This window comes from Xanthomonas populi (assembly GCF_002940065.1).
Lineage (GTDB): Bacteria > Pseudomonadota > Gammaproteobacteria > Xanthomonadales > Xanthomonadaceae > Xanthomonas > Xanthomonas populi.
The window spans coordinates 1-15,463 of record NZ_MDEJ01000003.1 but is presented as its reverse complement, the minus strand read 5'-3'; the positions used below and the strand labels follow the sequence as shown (position 1 = coordinate 15,463).

6 protein-coding genes, 2 other RNA genes and 2 pseudogenes are annotated in these 15,463 nt (G+C 64.7%); 3 read left to right on the top strand and 7 right to left on the bottom strand.

Features of this window, described 5'->3' with window-relative positions; all coding sequences use genetic code 11:
- Window positions 1-121: 121 nt before the first annotated feature.
- Window positions 122-2,564: pseudogene (locus XpopCFBP1817_RS00885) on the top strand (family 20 glycosylhydrolase).
- A gap of 21 nt (window positions 2,565-2,585) precedes the next feature.
- On the top strand, window positions 2,586-5,267 hold the full coding sequence (locus tag XpopCFBP1817_RS00880; RefSeq protein ID WP_167393774.1) for a beta-mannosidase: 2,682 nt from the start codon (window positions 2,586-2,588) through the stop codon (window positions 5,265-5,267).
- Between the two features lie 152 nt (window positions 5,268-5,419).
- Here XpopCFBP1817_RS00880 and XpopCFBP1817_RS00875 read toward each other — a convergent pair.
- A non-coding RNA gene (locus tag XpopCFBP1817_RS00875) (sX9 sRNA) lies at window positions 5,420-5,496 on the bottom strand.
- A gap of 151 nt (window positions 5,497-5,647) precedes the next feature.
- On the opposite strand from XpopCFBP1817_RS00875, the gene XpopCFBP1817_RS00870 reads away from it, so the two are divergent.
- Window positions 5,648-8,317, top strand: a complete 2,670-nt coding sequence (locus XpopCFBP1817_RS00870) for a glycoside hydrolase family 3 C-terminal domain-containing protein (RefSeq protein WP_128415579.1) — start codon at window positions 5,648-5,650, stop codon at window positions 8,315-8,317.
- Between the two features lie 170 nt (window positions 8,318-8,487).
- Here the strand turns inward: XpopCFBP1817_RS00870 and XpopCFBP1817_RS00865 are convergent.
- From XpopCFBP1817_RS00865 to XpopCFBP1817_RS00840, 6 genes and pseudogenes are all read right to left on the bottom strand, one after another.
- Window positions 8,488-8,564, bottom strand: a non-coding RNA gene (locus XpopCFBP1817_RS00865) — sX9 sRNA.
- 86 nt (window positions 8,565-8,650) lie between these two features.
- Window positions 8,651-8,885: pseudogene (locus XpopCFBP1817_RS00860) on the bottom strand (IS5/IS1182 family transposase); the annotation flags it as partial.
- A gap of 44 nt (window positions 8,886-8,929) precedes the next feature.
- Window positions 8,930-9,952 (bottom strand): DUF6708 domain-containing protein, encoded by a 1,023-nt coding sequence (locus XpopCFBP1817_RS00855; RefSeq protein WP_128415627.1) that lies wholly within the window; start codon window positions 9,950-9,952, stop codon window positions 8,930-8,932.
- A gap of 4 nt (window positions 9,953-9,956) precedes the next feature.
- Window positions 9,957-12,836, bottom strand: coding sequence for a T6SS effector BTH_I2691 family protein (locus tag XpopCFBP1817_RS00850; RefSeq protein ID WP_128415578.1), 2,880 nt, complete (start codon window positions 12,834-12,836; stop codon window positions 9,957-9,959).
- A 19-nt stretch (window positions 12,837-12,855) separates the two neighbouring features.
- A complete protein-coding gene (locus XpopCFBP1817_RS00845; RefSeq protein ID WP_244171033.1) occupies window positions 12,856-13,737 on the bottom strand; it encodes a DUF4123 domain-containing protein in 882 nt (293 codons plus the stop codon).
- Window positions 13,703-15,463: type VI secretion system Vgr family protein (locus XpopCFBP1817_RS00840; RefSeq protein WP_146090176.1), on the bottom strand; the 1,761-nt coding region annotated here is incomplete at its 5' end. The genes XpopCFBP1817_RS00845 and XpopCFBP1817_RS00840, both read right to left, overlap by 35 nt.

Sequence of the window (15,463 nt, the reverse complement as noted above, 5' to 3'; positions counted from 1 at the left end):
TGTGCGTGGCTACCGTGTTCTGGCCGCAACATCGGGATGTGATTGCATGAAGTCGAACTCCGCACCTGGCTTGCGCGTGTCGTTATCGCGCCAGCTGTCGCTGCGCGCGCCGTCATTGCGCATGCGGTCGTTGCGCCTGCTGTCCTCGAAGCCGTGTTCGTCGCGCCTGCTTGCGCTGGCATTTGCGGCAACGGTATTGGCTGGTTGCGGCCAACGCGACACAGCGGTCGTGCCGGCTGCGGCCAAGTCCGGCACCGCCTCGACACTGCCTGCCACCACTGCACCGTTGCCCCTGATTCCCGCCCCGGCCCAAGCCAGGCGGGGCAGTGGCAGCGCTCGCGTCGGTGCCGGCACGGTGATCTCGATTGTCGGTGGCGATGCCGATGCACGCCGCAGTGCCGAGCATCTGGCCAGTTTGCTACAGCGCACGCGCGGTCTAGTGCTGGAGGTGCGCACCGAAACCAGCGCATCGCCGCGCAGTATCCGCCTGGAGCGCACCACGCAGGCACCGGTGGCGCACAAGGAAGGCTACAACCTGGATGTGGATGCCAACGGCATCCGCATTGCCGCGCGCGATGGTGCCGGCTTGTTCTATGGCGCGATCAGCGCCTGGCAATTGATGACACCGGACGCGCGCAAGGGCGATGTCGAGGTGCCGTCGGTGGCGATTGCCGATTGGCCGCGTTTTGGCTGGCGCGGCCAGCATCTGGATGTGGCCCGCCACTTCCACGACGTGGCCACGGTCAAGCATGTACTCGATGCAATGGCCGCGCACAAGCTCAATGTGCTGCACTGGCATCTCACCGACGACCAAGGCTGGCGCATCGAGATCAAGCGCTATCCCAAGCTCACCGAGGTCGGTGCATGGCGCACCCCGCCCGGCGCCGGCCAGCACGGCACGCCCGAGCGCTCTGGCGGTTTCTACACGCAGCAGCAGATCAGCGAGATCGTCGCCTATGCGGCGCGTCTGCACATCACAGTGTTGCCCGAACTGGACATGCCCGGGCATGCGCAGGCCGCAGTGGCGGCGTATCCGGAAGAAGTGGGCGTGCCCGGCCAGCGCACCCAGGTGGGTGTGAACTGGGGCGTCAACCCGTACCTGTTCAACACCAGCGAACGCAGCCTGAGCTTCATCACCAACGTGCTGGATGAAGTGCTGACGTTGTTTCCGTCAACGTATCTCCACATCGGTTCTCCACATCGGTGGCGATGAGGCGGTCAAGGATCAATGGGAGGCCTCGCCCGCGGTACGCGCGCAGATGCGCAAGCTGGGGGTCAAGGATGCGCACGCGATGCAGGGCTGGTTCAACGCGCAGCTGGCGCAGTACCTCACTCAGCACGGCCGGCGCATGATCAGCTGGGATGAAATCCTCGAAGGCGGCGTGCCGGCCAGTGCCTCGGTGATATCGTGGCGCGGCATCGAAGGTGCGGTGACCGCAGCCAGACAGGGCCACGATGTAGTGCTTGCACCAGGCGACTGGCTGTATCTGGACAATCTGCAGACCACCCGCAGCGACGAACCCAACGGCCGCCTGACGATCCTGCCGCTGTCGAAGGTCTACGCGTTCGACCCGGTACCAAATGAACTCAGCGCCGAGCAGGCCAAGCATGTGCTGGGCGCGCAAGGCGCGTTGTGGGCCGAATACATTCCATCAAGGTGGCATATCGATCACGCACTGTTCCCGCGCCTGTCTGCGGTGGCCGAAGTGACGTGGTCGCCAGTGGCTGCGCGCAGCTGGAAGAATTTTCTGGCGCGCTTGCCAGCCCAGTTGCAGCGCTACAAGGCGCTGGGCATCGACTACAGCGACGGGGCGTTCGCCGCCGATATCGCGCTGGAAAATGGACCCAACCCGGTACTCGCCGGTGGCCCGGCCAAGGTGGCGCTCGGCACCCAGGCCGGTACGGGCACGCTGCACTACACCACCGACGGCAGCGATCCCACGCCGGCATCGCCGCGCTATGCGGCGCCGTTTACGATCCAGCTGCCGGCCACCGTGAAGGCCACCGCCTTCGACACCGCTGGCACCGCGCTGGCGGCCACGCGCAGCCGCACGTTCGATCGTGCCGGGTTGCTGCGCGTCGATACGCAAGGCCTGCGCGATTGCGTCGCCACCGGCGCGCTCGGCCTGCGTTTGCCGTTGTTGCCGGAGATGGCCGGCGCCGACACGCCGGTCTACAACGTCGATCTGTTCCGTGCCTGCCGCCTCTATCCGCAAGCGCGCCTGGACGGCATTGGCGCGATCCGGATCGAGGCCGCACGGCTGCCGAACAACTTCGGCCTGGCACACGAGCAATCCAAGGTGGTGCAGTACCCGGCCAGGACGCGCAGCGGTGAGCTGGAAGTGCGCCAGGGCTGCGACGGCGAGTTGATCGCCAGCGTGCAATTGCCAAAAAGCGCCACCCTGGGCGAGCAATTCACGCTGGGAACCCCGCTGCCTGCACGCACCGGCATGCACGATCTGTGTCTGCGCTTCACCGCACCCATTGCCGGCCCGTTGTATGCCATCGGCACCGTCCAATTGATCGAAACCACCGCGCAGCCGCCCGCCGTCGCCACGCGCTGAGCCATCCAAAGAGAGTCATCCATGCCCCTGTCCCATCGTCGTTGTGTTCCCGCCCCCGTCCGTGTCGGGCTTGCCATGGCCCTGGCCATCTCGCAGGCCTGGGCCGCGCCGCCCACGGCAACACCCCTGGAGACCGGCTGGCAAGTGCGGCTAGTGCCGGCCCAGGAACAGGCCAATACGTATCCGAAAGCGGCGGCCTGGTTGCCGGCGCAGGTGCCGGGTGCGGTGCAGACCGATCTGATCGCCGCCAAGGTGGTGCCAGACCCGTTCTATCGCGACAACGAGCGCAAGATTCAGTGGGCGGGCCTGAGCGATTGGCAATACCAGACCCGCTTCAACGTGGATGCGGCCACACTCAAGCGTGAGCATGTCGAGCTGGTGTTCGATGGCCTGGACACCTTTGCCGAGGTCACCCTCAACGGCCAGAAGCTGCTCAGCGCCGACAACATGTTCCGGCAGTGGCGCGTGGACGCGAAATCCCTGCTCAAGCGTGGCGACAACGTGCTCGAGGTCAAGCTGTTCTCGCCGATCAAGAAGATCCAGCCATGGTTGGCCAAGCAGCCGTACGCGCTGCCGGGTGCCTACGATTCGGCGTTCGGCGACGAGCCCGCGTCGCGACATAGCTCCACCTATGTGCGCAAGGCGCCGTACAACTTCGGTTGGGATTGGGGCCCGCGCATGGTCACTGCCGGCATCTGGAAAGATGTGCGTATGGAAGCCTGGGATGCGGTGCGCGTGGACGGGCTGCATATCGCCCAGCAACGTGTGGACGCCGAGAGCGCGCAAGTGCAGGCGCAGCTGGAACTACAGGCCGGCCGCAGCGGGCCGGTGCAGGTGACGCTGGATGTGCTCGGGCCGGATGGGGAGAAAGTGGGCCAGTTCACCCAGCAGGCGATGGTCGACCCCGGGCAGAACCGTCTCGATCTGCCGGTGCGTATCGCCACCCCCAAGCGCTGGTTTCCGGCCGGCTACGGCGCGCAGGACCGCTACACCTTCGTGGCCAGCGTGCGCGATGCCGATGGCGACAGCCAGCAGATCAAGCGCATCACCGGCCTGCGCTCGGTGGAGCTGCGTCGCGAAAAGGACAAGTTCGGCAAGAGCATGGAGATCGTGATCAACGGCATCCCGATCTTCGCCAAGGGCGCAAATCTCATCCCGCTGGATGCGTTCCCCGCGCGCGTGGGTCCCGAGCGCATGCGCAGCACCTTGCAGGATGCGCGCGATGCCAACATGAACATGCTGCGCATGTGGGGCGGCGGGCATTATCAGGACGACCGCTTCTACGAGGTGGCCGACGAGCTGGGCATCATGATCTGGCAGGACTTCATGTTCGGTGGCGCGGTGCCGCCGTACGACGTGGAGTTTCGCGAGAACACGCGGCAGGAGGCGATCGAACAGGTCAAGCGGCTGCGCGATCATCCCAGCATCGTGCTGTGGTGCGGCAACAACGAAGTGCAGACCGGTTGGGAAAACTGGGGCGACCGGGTCAAGTTCAAGCAATCGGTGGACCCGGAAGAACGCAGCCGCATCGAGCGCGGCATGACCACCTTGTTCGGCACCGTGTTCGGCGAAGTGGTGGCCACCTACGATAGCGATGTGCCGTATTGGTCCACCTCGCCGGGCACCAACTTCGATGGCGCCGCCGATCAGGCCAATGATGGCGACATGCATTACTGGAAGGTGTGGGGCGGCCCCGCACTGCCGGTGACCGAGTATCTCAACGTCACCCCGCGCTTCATGTCCGAATACGGCCTGCAGTCGTTCCCGGATATGCGCACCGTGCGCGCGTTCGCCGAACCCGGCGACATGGATCCGGAATCGCCGGTGATGCGCGTGCATCAGAAGTTCGACAAGGGCAACGGCAACAAGCGGCTGATGCTCTATATCCGCCGCGAATTCGGCGAGCCCAAGGATTTCGAAAGCTTCGTCTACCTGAGCCAGCTGATGCAGGCCGAGGGCATCAACCTGGCCGCCTCGCATCTGCGCGCCTCGCGTCCACAGTCGATGGGCTCGCTGTACTGGCAGCTCAACGATGTGTGGCCGGGGGCGTCGTGGTCGAGCGTGGATTACGACGGCCGCTGGAAGGCGCTGCATTACCACGCACGCCGCTTCTACGCGCCGGGAATCATCGCCGCACTGCGCAACGACAAGGGCCAGACCGAGGTGTCGCTGGTGTCCGACCGCACCACCGCGCTGGCGGCACGTTGGCGCATGCGGGTGATGGGCATGGACGGCAAACTGCTGCGCAAGCGCGAAGAAAAAGCCACTGTCACACCGCTCAGCAGCCTGCGGGTGGGCAACTTCAGCGACAAACAATTGCTGGGCAGCGCAGACCCCAAGCGCACCTATGCGGTGTTCGAATTATTCGAAGGCGACAAGCTGCTGTCGCGCGAAGTGGTGTTCTTCGCACCGGCCAAGCAGTTGACCTTGCCGAGCGCGACGATCGACAGCCAGTGGCGCGCCGATGGCGAAGGCTACGCGCTGACGCTGTCCAGCAACACGCTGGCGCGCGAGGTGTGGCTGTCGTTCGGCGATGTGGATGCCACGCTGTCGGACAACGCGTTCGACCTGTTACCGGGCGAGCCGTTGACCGTGCGCGTAAGCAGCAAGGCTGCGCTGGCGCAGTTGCAATCCACACTGCAGGTGCGCGATCTGGCGAGCACGTTGGCCGGTGCGCCGCCTGAGCCTGCCGAGACGAAGTAAGCCGCCGGAAAAGGCGTCGGATGATTGCGCAGCGCTCGCACAAGGGCGCTGCGTGATCAGCGAAGACGGCGGTTTGCGCTGTGTCTGCGTGGTGCACCACATATCGCACACGATCTAGCAACCGATCAGCAATAAACCACCGCCCTTAGAGCGGCTAACAAAACGTAGCGAGCAGTCGTCAGGTGGGCATGGACAGCGCGCTCAGAACCGGGGTGTACGCGTGGTACATGCCGATTCCGAGCACCGACCGCGCCCGCCCGGCGGTGAGCGCAGTCGTTTTGTTAGCCGCTCCTAGTGTCACTAACCGCTGCCCGCAGTGTCCCTGCGGGCAACCCAAGCACAACGCGTGGCGGCCAGTACCGTTGCGCAGGAGTGAACCGATGTCGTTGTCCGTGTTTCCATGCCGCCTGGCCATTGCGCTGAGTCTGGGTCTGGGCCTGCCGCTGATCGGCGTACCGGCATTCGCTGCAAAATCGACCAATGAAGCGCCGGAACACCGCGCCGCCGCGTTGGTGGCGCAGATGAGCCGCGAGGAAAAAGTCGCGCAGGCGATGAACGATGCGCCGGCGATTCCGCGCCTGGGCATCCCCGCCTACGAATGGTGGAGCGAGGGCCTGCACGGCATCGCGCGTAATGGCTATGCCACGGTATTTCCGCAAGCGATTGGCCTTGCGGCGAGCTGGAATACCGCACTGATGCAACAGGTGGGCACCGTGGTCTCCACCGAGGCACGCGCCAAGTTCAATCAGGCCGGTGCCCCGGGCAAGGACCACAAACGTTACGCGGGCCTGACCATCTGGTCGCCCAACATCAACATCTTCCGCGACCCGCGCTGGGGCCGTGGCATGGAAACCTACGGCGAGGATCCCTTCCTCACCGGGCAGCTCGCAGTTGGCTTCATTCGCGGGCTGCAGGGCGACGATCTCGATCACCCGCGCACCATCGCCACGCCCAAGCACATCGCCGTGCACAGCGGCCCAGAGCCGGGCCGGCACAGCTTCGATGTGGATGTGTCGCCGCGCGATGTGGAAGCGACCTATACCCCCGCCTTCCGCGCCGCCTTGATCGACGGCCAGGCCGGCTCGGTGATGTGTGCGTACAACTCATTGCATGGCACGCCTGCATGCGCGGCCGACTGGCTGCTCAACGGCCGCGTGCGTGGCGATTGGGGCTTCAAGGGCTTTGTGGTGTCCGACTGCGATGCGGTGGATGACATGACCCAGTTCCATTATTTTCGCCCGGACAATGCCGGCTCGTCGGCCGCCTCGCTCAAGGCCGGCCACGATCTCAACTGCGGCTACGCGTATCGCGCCTTGGGCACCGCGATCGAACGCGGCGAAGTGGATGAGGCCCTGCTCGACCAATCGCTGGTGCGCCTGTTTGCCGCGCGCTACCGCCTGGGCGAACTGGAAGCGCCACGCAAGGATCCGTATGCAAAGCTCAGCGCCAAGGACATCGACAATGCTGCCAACCGTGCGCTGGCGCTGAAAGCGGCTGCCGAGTCGATCGTGTTGCTCAAGAACGAGGCCGGCACGCTACCGTTGAAACCCGGCACGCGGCTGGCGGTGATCGGCCCCAATGCCGATGCGTTGGCGGCGTTGGAAGCTAATTACCAAGGCACCTCGTCCACGCCGGTGACACCGCTGCTTGGCCTGCGCCAGCGCTTCGGCGCGCAACAGGTGCGCTATGCGCAAGGTGCGCCGCTGGCGTCGGGCGTGCCGGGCATGATTCCGGAGACCGCGCTGCGCAGCGATGGCTCGCCGGGATTGTGTGGCGACTATTTCGATAATGTCGATCTGGAAGGCACCCCGCGCACGGTGCGGCAGGATCGCACCGTGAGTTTCAACTGGGATCAGGTCGCACCCGCCAAGGGCGTTCCGGCCGATCGTTACGCGGTGCGCTGGAGTGGTGAATTACTGCCGCCAAGCGCCGGCGATTACACGCTGGCGGTGCGGGTGGCGCGCTGCTTCGATTGCGCCGGCCACGATCCGGTGCGGCTGTACATCGACGACAAGCTGGTGGTCGCCGGCAATGCCGAAGACAAACACGTACCGGCCGGCATGCACAACGCCGATGGCCGCAGCGTGGAAACCCTGCTGCATTTCGACGACACCCGCCCGCGCAAGATCCGCCTGGAACTGGAACACCGCGGCCAGGATCAGGGCGTACGCCTGGGATGGCTGGCACCGGCGGCAGCGCAACTGGCCGAAGCCGAGCACGCCGTGGCGCAAGCCGATGCCGTAGTGGCCTTCGTCGGTCTGTCGCCGGATGTGGAAGGCGAAGAACTGCGTATCGACGTGCCCGGCTTCGACGGCGGCGACCGCAACGACATCGCCCTGCCCGCCCCACAGCACGCGCTGCTCGAACGCGCAAAAGCCTCCGGTAAGCCGCTGGTGGTGGTGCTGATGAGCGGTAGCGCGGTGGCCTTGAACTGGGCCAAGACCCATGCCGACGCCATCGTGGCGGCGTGGTACCCCGGCCAGTCCGGCGGCACCGCCATCGCGCGCATGCTGGCCGGCGACGACAACCCCGGCGGGCGCCTGCCGGTGACGTTCTATCGCTCCACCAAGGACCTGCCGCCGTATGTCAGCTACGACATGAAGGGCCGCACTTATCGCTACTTCAAGGGCGAGCCGCTGTATCCATTCGGCTACGGCCTGAGCTACACCCGCTTCGCCTACGCCGCGCCGCAGCTGTCCGCCACCACGCTGCAGGCCGGCAGCACCTTGCAGGTGACCACCACCGTGCGCAACACCGGCACGCGCGCCGGCGATGAAGTGGCGCAGGTGTATCTGCAATATCCGGATCGCCCGCAGTCTCCACTGCGCAGCCTGGTTGGTTTTCAGCGCGTGCATCTGCAACCTGGCGAGCAGCGCACGCTCACCTTTACCCTGGATGCGCGCGCCTTGAGCGACGTGGATCGCACCGGGCAGCGGGCGGTGGAAGCAAGCGATTACACGCTGTTTGTGGGCGGAGGACAGCCGGGGAGCGGCGCGGCTGGTGAAGCGGCGGCGTTTTCGATTTCGGGGCGTTCGCCGTTGCCGAAGTAAGGCGTTGCGCGTGCGTTACACGCAACAGGCGTCGGCTGTCACGGCGGCGCCTGTTACGTGATGCACAGGTGTTGAGGTGCATCGCAGGACGCTTGCAGAGCGACTGAGCGAGGTCTAGCACTGACCGAAGTCGGCAGCACGCGCCATCGGCGATGCGCTCCACTTAGAGCGGCTAACAAAACGTAGCGAGCAGTCGTCAGGTGGGTGCGGACGGCGCGCTCAGAACCGGAGTGTACGAGTGGTACATGCCGATTCCGAGCACCGGCCGCGCCCGTCTGGCAGTGAGCGCAGTCGTTTTGTTAGCCGCTCTTAGTCGCCCCTGAAAAATCCCATTCAAGCACCAAGCCCTGCCGGCGACAGCCGCACCGGGTGTGAGGATCGCCACGTGATTGCCTGCATCCAGGCACGCCAAAAGGCGATTCAGCGCAGCAGCCAGCGCAGGGTGTCGCCGGCAGCGCAGCCGAGCACGTGCAGCGCATCGCCTTGGGCGCCTTTCAACCTGCAGCGACGTCGCCAGCAGTGGTCTTTCAGGTGTCCGATCACCGGCTCCAACCGCCTGCCGTCGTTTGTGCGACACGTCCAGAGCGAACCAACGCCGCACCGCGCGCCATGTCACTTCTTGCCCCAGTCCTTGAACTGCGACGCCAGATCCGTTGGCGCATCCGGCGGCGTTCTGATGCCTTGCGCCTTGCGCATCGCATGGGCCATCAAGCCAGGAACGGTGGTCACGAACTCGCCGATCGACTGGGGCACCGGCCAGATGTTCGGGTCGTTCGGTTCGACCTTGCACTCGGCTTCCACCTCCGGTGGGAACACCGGTTGCTTGCAGCTCTTGAACACCAGCCAGCGCACCAGGGTGAAGGTGCCGATGAAGGGCGAGAGCAGCACGCGCTTGAACGGGGTTGTGGCATTGGTGAAGCCGACCGCCGAGATCAGGCAGTTCTTCCAGGTGGGCGCCACCGACAGTTCGACATACTTGTCCAGCGGATGCTCGGCCACGGCCTCCGGGCCTTCCTCCATGTAGCGCCGGATGAACTCCCACATTTCCTTGACCGGCTCGTCACGCTCGGCGCAATGGCCCAGTGCGAAGGTGTCCTTGACGATAGTGCCATCGAGAATCTCGCCGCGGATGTCGCGGAGAAACTTCATGTCGGTGCCGCGGCCGATGTGGAAGAAGACCTTGTCCCACGGAACGATCAACAGGCCGCCGTCGCGTTCTTCGCGGAAGACGTAGACCTTGCGGGTCTTGCGGTTGAAGCGGATTGGGTAGTAGACGTAACGGAAAAATTCGTGCTTTAAAAAAACAACATAGAAAATCAAGGATGCCATCAAAGACATCAGCCCCATCACTCCGATTGCGAGAGCTCCACGCCCTCCTTCTGCCATTCTTGAAAAACAAAAAAATGCAAATGCCAAAAAGCCAATTAGACCGATAAATACAACCGACATGTTGAGCATCCCTCTATAGAGGAATCTTCTATCTATCCAATCAATAAATTTCGAATTTATTGAAATAAGACCAAGTCTTTGCGCAGGAACCAAGCCTTTTTGCTGCTCTTTATTTAGAGTAGAAGACCTGACTTCGGGGGTTAAATCAACCCCTTTTGGAAAACCCTTTATCCAACCTGCATACATTATATCAACCTTTTCCAAGTGCTTCTAAAGCAATATTCTGCTGCGCCAATCCTTTAGCCAATCCTTTAAAGGCGGACTCGGTACCACCTCCTTGATCAACCAAGCCAAACTGAGTATCTACCAGCCAATCCTGCAATGCATTAGGCTTTATCCAGTAAACAACCGCCATAATGGCAGCAATTATCAAGCCTATTATTATTCCTATTCCTGCAACGGCAGAAAATAGCAACATAACCGCGGCAATGATGGACGCAATCCCTAGCCCTGCGAGCAACACTCCAATCAAAGGATGTTTTTTATACGTCTCAACACCATCCTTCATCGCCAACACCCCCCCAATCACCCCTCCCACCACTCCCATAATTTTGCCCGTTCCGGTAAACCAGCTCGCCCGCGACTCGATCACCACCGCCTGGAACTTGAACTGCCAACTCAATCGTGTCTGGCCCCAGGGCGTTTTCTCCAGAATCATGCCCGTCGTTTCGGTCAGGCCGCCGACCAGCCCGATCACCCCGCCGGCCATGTTGACCCGTTCGCTCCACACCTTGTCGTCCTCTGCCTTCATCAACTTGCCGTACGACAGGTACAGCGTGATCGAGGACAGGATCGCCTGCGCCACCGCCACCTTGACCTCCACACTGGCGATCTTGCCCACCGTGTCCTGCATCAGCGTGTCGAACTGCTGGGCGCTGAGCGCGTCGGCCACGCCCGCCTTCAAGGCGGCGCCGCTCTTGCCTTGCAGCTGCGCGATCTTCGACTCGTCGATCAGCATCACCGCCCGAAACGGGTAGCGTTCGGCGGTGTCCAGCACCGGCCGCAGCGTCGGCCTCACCGCACCGCGCAATGCGCCCTCCTGGCCGCCACCCAACGACGCCACCAGATTGGCCAGCAGCTTGGTCGCCTCGCTCAAGGTCCGCGTGCCACGCAGATCGACCATCCGCAGGGTCGGATTCTCCGAGCGCGCCACCGCGCCCAGCAGCCCCAGCTGCCACTTCGACGGCAAGCCCAGCGCGGCGAACGCGCCGCCGCTGTCCAAGGCCTTGCCCACCTGGTGCACGATCGGCCCGCTCACCTGGTACATCAGCCGGGCGATGCCATCGGTGTACGGCCTGGTCAGCTCGCCCTTGGCACCGGCAACCAGCACATCCTTGAACTTGTCGTGGAATTTCTCGACAAACTCGGGCAGCAACGGGTCGCTCTCAGTGCCCTTCTTCGCCGCATCGTTCCACGTCGCCTGGATCAACGGCGCGTAATTGAGGTTCAACGCGCGCGTCACCCAGGATTCGGGCTTGGACGGATCCTGTTGCAGGCTCGCGAGCAGATACTCGAACACAGCGCCTCTGCCGCTGGCGTTATGCAGCATCTGGGTGGCCAGCGCGGTGTAGGAGGCGCCGCTACCCAACGCATCGGGATCGAAGTTATGGCTCAGATAGTTCGACAATGCCGTGCTTTTGAGCCACGCGAGGTAGGGCGCATCCAGCTTTGCCAGCACGCTGGTGCCGAACACTTCCAGTTGCTGGGGATACTCCTGATCCACCACGCGCCGCTGCGCGCTCTGGTCGAAATACTTGGTGTACGCCTCCCACGCTTCCTTGCCCAACGCAGCCGCATTGGCCTCGCTGCGCGCACGAATCCTGGCATCTTCCTGCGCACGTTCCTGGTCGCGCTGCTGCTGCTGTGCGACACGCGCACGCATCGCCGCTTGCGACCCCTCGGTCATCGCCGTCCATAGAGACGAGCCGGCATCGGCCACACTCTGCGATTCGTCGCTATTGGCCAGGCCGTCGGCCGTGCGCGACAGGGACGTGTTCCAGCGCACATCGTCTTCGACAGCGCCGTGTTGCACCGCTGCCTGCAGGGCATCGATCAGCACTGCGGTTTCATGCTTCCACTTGCGTTGCGGGTCTTCGCTGAACTCGGTATTGCGCTGCAGCGCCAGGCCGTTGAGGTCGATCGCCACGCCGGCCGGGTCGTCCAGCGCCACCAACGCCGCGCGCAACGGAGACGCCGCCTGCGTTGCCCACGTGACCATCTCCGCCGCGTCGCTGCCGTCGGCATAGAACGGCTGCGTGGAGAAGGCCCACGCGGCCGATCTCACCCGCCCCTTGCCGGCAGGCGACGGTCCTGCGGCCACCGGCAGCAGGTGCTGCAGCAATGTCGAACTTGCCTGGCGGGCGCGCTTGGCAATCGCGTCGTTACCACTCAGTTCGCCAGCGCTCTTGAAAGGCACCGGCAGCAAGTTCTTGACGTACGCCTTGGTCTCGCCATGCAGCTTCTCGGGCGTGGTCGCGTACTCCGCCACGCGGCTGGCGAGCTCGGAGAAATCGGCCGCATGCGTCAGCGCGCCGCCAGAACGCCACTGGGCAAGATCGATACAGCGCATATGCGCTTGCCGATAGGCGGCATCCGCGTTCTTTTTCAGCACGGCCGGCGTCCACGTGACATCCGAGAAGCCGAGCCAGATCTTGGTCGCACGCGCCGCATCCTTGACCGCGATGCAGCGGGCGATGAACGCGTCCCCCGCCCGCGCGCAATTGAAGTTCACCTTGCCCCAACCGCCGGGAGGGACTTGCCCCTGCGGATCGAACTCGAACAAGTAACCGCCCTGCGTCACCACATAGGCGGACCACTCCTTGCGGAATTCGTCGTAGACGTAAAGATACCCCTCGCGCAAAATCCGCAGCGTGTAGTCAGCGAGGTCTTTCGGTAAGCAAAACTGGTCTTTTTTCTGTTCTTTTTCGGCAACCACGAAAGGCGACGCGACACTTGGCGCCCCGCCCATTCCCTGGCGCGCCAAGGCATAGCGCAACGGGAGAATGGGTAGCCCTTTCTTGTTGCAGAACTGGCAACTGACTTTTTCAATCGCTCCAACCGATACATTCATCTCTTGTGTCCTTTCTTCATCACGCGCCAGTGCGCGGCCGCAGCGGAGTTGTCATGTCGGCACACAGGCCGACATACGATGCTTCACCTTCGCAGGCGCGCTCCAGGTTCCGGCGCACCTCCTGTTGCTCGTGAATGCCTTCACCGAATTGGAACGCCTGCTCCACGAACAGCGCACGATCAGCGCGGTCGCGCAGACCGTGGGTCTGCAGTGCCTTGACGAGCAAGCGATCCACTTTTTGCGCGGTACCGGCGCTTTTTTCCATCGTCGGGATGAGACGAGCCAGGCGAGCCAGGCATTGGTTGAGTTCCGACACCCTGAGCATCTGTGGCCACTGCTCGGCAGAGAACGTCAGACGCGCTGGTGCCGTCGTCACCAGCGAGGTCGTCTCGCGGTGGGTCCAGATGGGAGACTCCTGCGGCCACGCCAGCCGATCGATCGGGCCGAGCAAGGCCTGCCATTGTTCATCGCTCAGCATCCAGTCCAGATGCTCAAGCACGCGAGCGTCGTGGAGACGCACAACGTCATGCGTCCGCCGCACCGCATCGTATTGCTGCATCTGGCGGGCCAGATGCACCGCCACATCGGCGGCTGGCGCGGCGGATTTCAGAAGGACGGAAAAGTAAAAGACCTGGGCGAGGGAATGCAGCGCATCGTGCCGCTGGAACAAGTCCATACGGGCGTGCCGCTCCAGCTGACCCAGATCGATCAGCCGCGGAAAAAGCTGCGCTTGCGACTGATAGCGGCCAGGCACGATCGGAAGGTTCGGCAAGTCTTCCCACCCGGCATCGTCCAGTTGAATCGGATTGACGACGGCAAAATCGTACTCAAGAAATGTGTTTTCAGTGATGGGCCAACGCTGCATGTCACGCCGCTCCCATCGTTCCGGCACCAGCAGCATCCGCGGCCAGCGCGGTGTATTCGCACAGCTTGTGACTGGCCGATGGCGTCACGGCGCTCATGGACGCCCCCTGCGGCCCCGTCAACACCTGCTGCCCGCCCTTGAACGCGATCACCCCCGGCGCGCCCAATTCGATGTTGTCGCCATCCAGCTTGATGTAGGCGCCGGCGGCGGTGGCCAGCAGGTGCTTGGTCGGGGCGGCGATCTGGACGTCGGCGGTGGTGCTGACGAGGCGGACCTGGGTCTTGGCGGCCAGCTTTGCCTGGTTCCTGTGCGCGCGGGCGCTCACGGTGCCTTGCGCGGCGTGCAGGGCGATGCCGCGCTCCTGGTTGGGGCTGCCGGCCACCGGTTCGCGGCCCTGGGTGTACAGCACCAGCCCGCCGGCCACCGCCAGCACCAGCTGCGCCTGGCTCACCCAGTTCAGCGCGCTGCCGGCCAGCAGCGTGGTCTGCGTGCCCGACACCCACACCTGGTCGGCCGGGGTCAGGCTCAGCAGGCCCGCGCTGCCGCTGCCCAGCAGCGCCGGGCGGCTCCAGCCCGGCGCCTGGCCGGCGCCGCCCGCATCCTGGCCGGCCGCGCTGCCGCTCTGGGTCGCCTTGAGGCTGGCCTGCAGGGTCTTGAGTCCTTCCTGGGCGGGGAGGCTGTCCGGGTCATTGGGCAGCTGCGCCTGCTGCTGCCGGGCCGCCTCGGCCAGCCCCTGCAGCAGCTGCTCGCCCTGTTCCAGCTGCGACAGCGCCTCGCTCGCCGCCAGCTGCTGCTGGCCCGACGCGCTGCTCAGCAGCAGGCCCTGGCCGGCGCGCACCGCGCCGTAGGCTTGGGTGGACAGCTCCACCCCGTACCCGCGCTCGCCTTCGCGCAGGTTGTCGCTGCCGCCCTTCAGGTGGCCCAGGGTCAAGGTGCTGGCGTGCTGGGTGGTCGACAGCTGCGCGCGGCCCTGGCCGGGGGTATCGTCCAGCCGCAGCTGCTGGTAACCGCCGGTGCCGTCCTGGCTCTGCGCCAGCGCCTGGCTCTTGAACCCGGTGAACACCGCGCCGTGCGCGTTGCCCTGGAACCACGCCGGCGCATTGCCGGTGGCCCCGGCCCCGCCGCCGCCGACCTGGTTGTGCGCCGCATCGGCCTGGCCGCGCCCGTTGTAGACGCTGCCGATCACCACCGGCCGGTCGATGTCCCCTTCCAGGAACGCCACCAGCACTTCCTGGCCCTTGCGCGGCAGCACCACCCCGCCCCAGTTGTCGCCGGCCCATGGCGTCATCACCCGCACCCAGGTCCAGGCCGACGCGCTGCCCGGCGCGTTGTCCTCCCCGGCCGGGTGCGCCAGCGCGCTGCTGGCATCGGCACCGCGCTGGAACGGGAACTGCACCTTGATCCGGTGGTCGCGGTCGGACTGCACCGGGTCGCCGTCGCTGACCACGATCGCGCTCAGCGTGCCCACGACCGTCGGCTTGGGATGCAGGTGCACGCCATGGCCGTCCTCGGTCTGCGGCCGGTACGTCGCGGTGGCCGGTATCGCGGTGAACTGATTGCGGTAGAACGCCACCGCCGCCTCGTCCTGCGGCACCGCATACCCCCTGCTCAGGCCGGCCAGCGCTGGCGGCAGCGGCGCCCCGGCCACCGCCACATCGCCCAGCGCCTGCTCCAGCGCATCGAACACCTCCGCGCCCAGGGTGTTGCGCGCCTGGTGCCGCACCTGCAGGCACAGGAACCGCGCATCGGCCGCCACGCTCGC

Bases quoted from the DNA above. Each gene is read 5' to 3' on its own strand.
- XpopCFBP1817_RS00880 (WP_167393774.1), top strand. From the start codon at position 2,586: ATGCCCCTGTCCCATCGTCGTTGTGTTCCCGCCCCCGTCCGTGTCGGG.
- XpopCFBP1817_RS00870 (WP_128415579.1), top strand. From the start codon at position 5,648: ATGTCGTTGTCCGTGTTTCCATGCCGCCTGGCCATTGCGCTGAGTCTG.
- XpopCFBP1817_RS00855 (WP_128415627.1), bottom strand. From the start codon at position 9,952: ATGTATGCAGGTTGGATAAAGGGTTTTCCAAAAGGGGTTGATTTAACC.
- XpopCFBP1817_RS00850 (WP_128415578.1), bottom strand. From the start codon at position 12,836: ATGAATGTATCGGTTGGAGCGATTGAAAAAGTCAGTTGCCAGTTCTGC.
- XpopCFBP1817_RS00845 (WP_244171033.1), bottom strand. From the start codon at position 13,737: ATGCTGCTGGTGCCGGAACGATGGGAGCGGCGTGACATGCAGCGTTGG.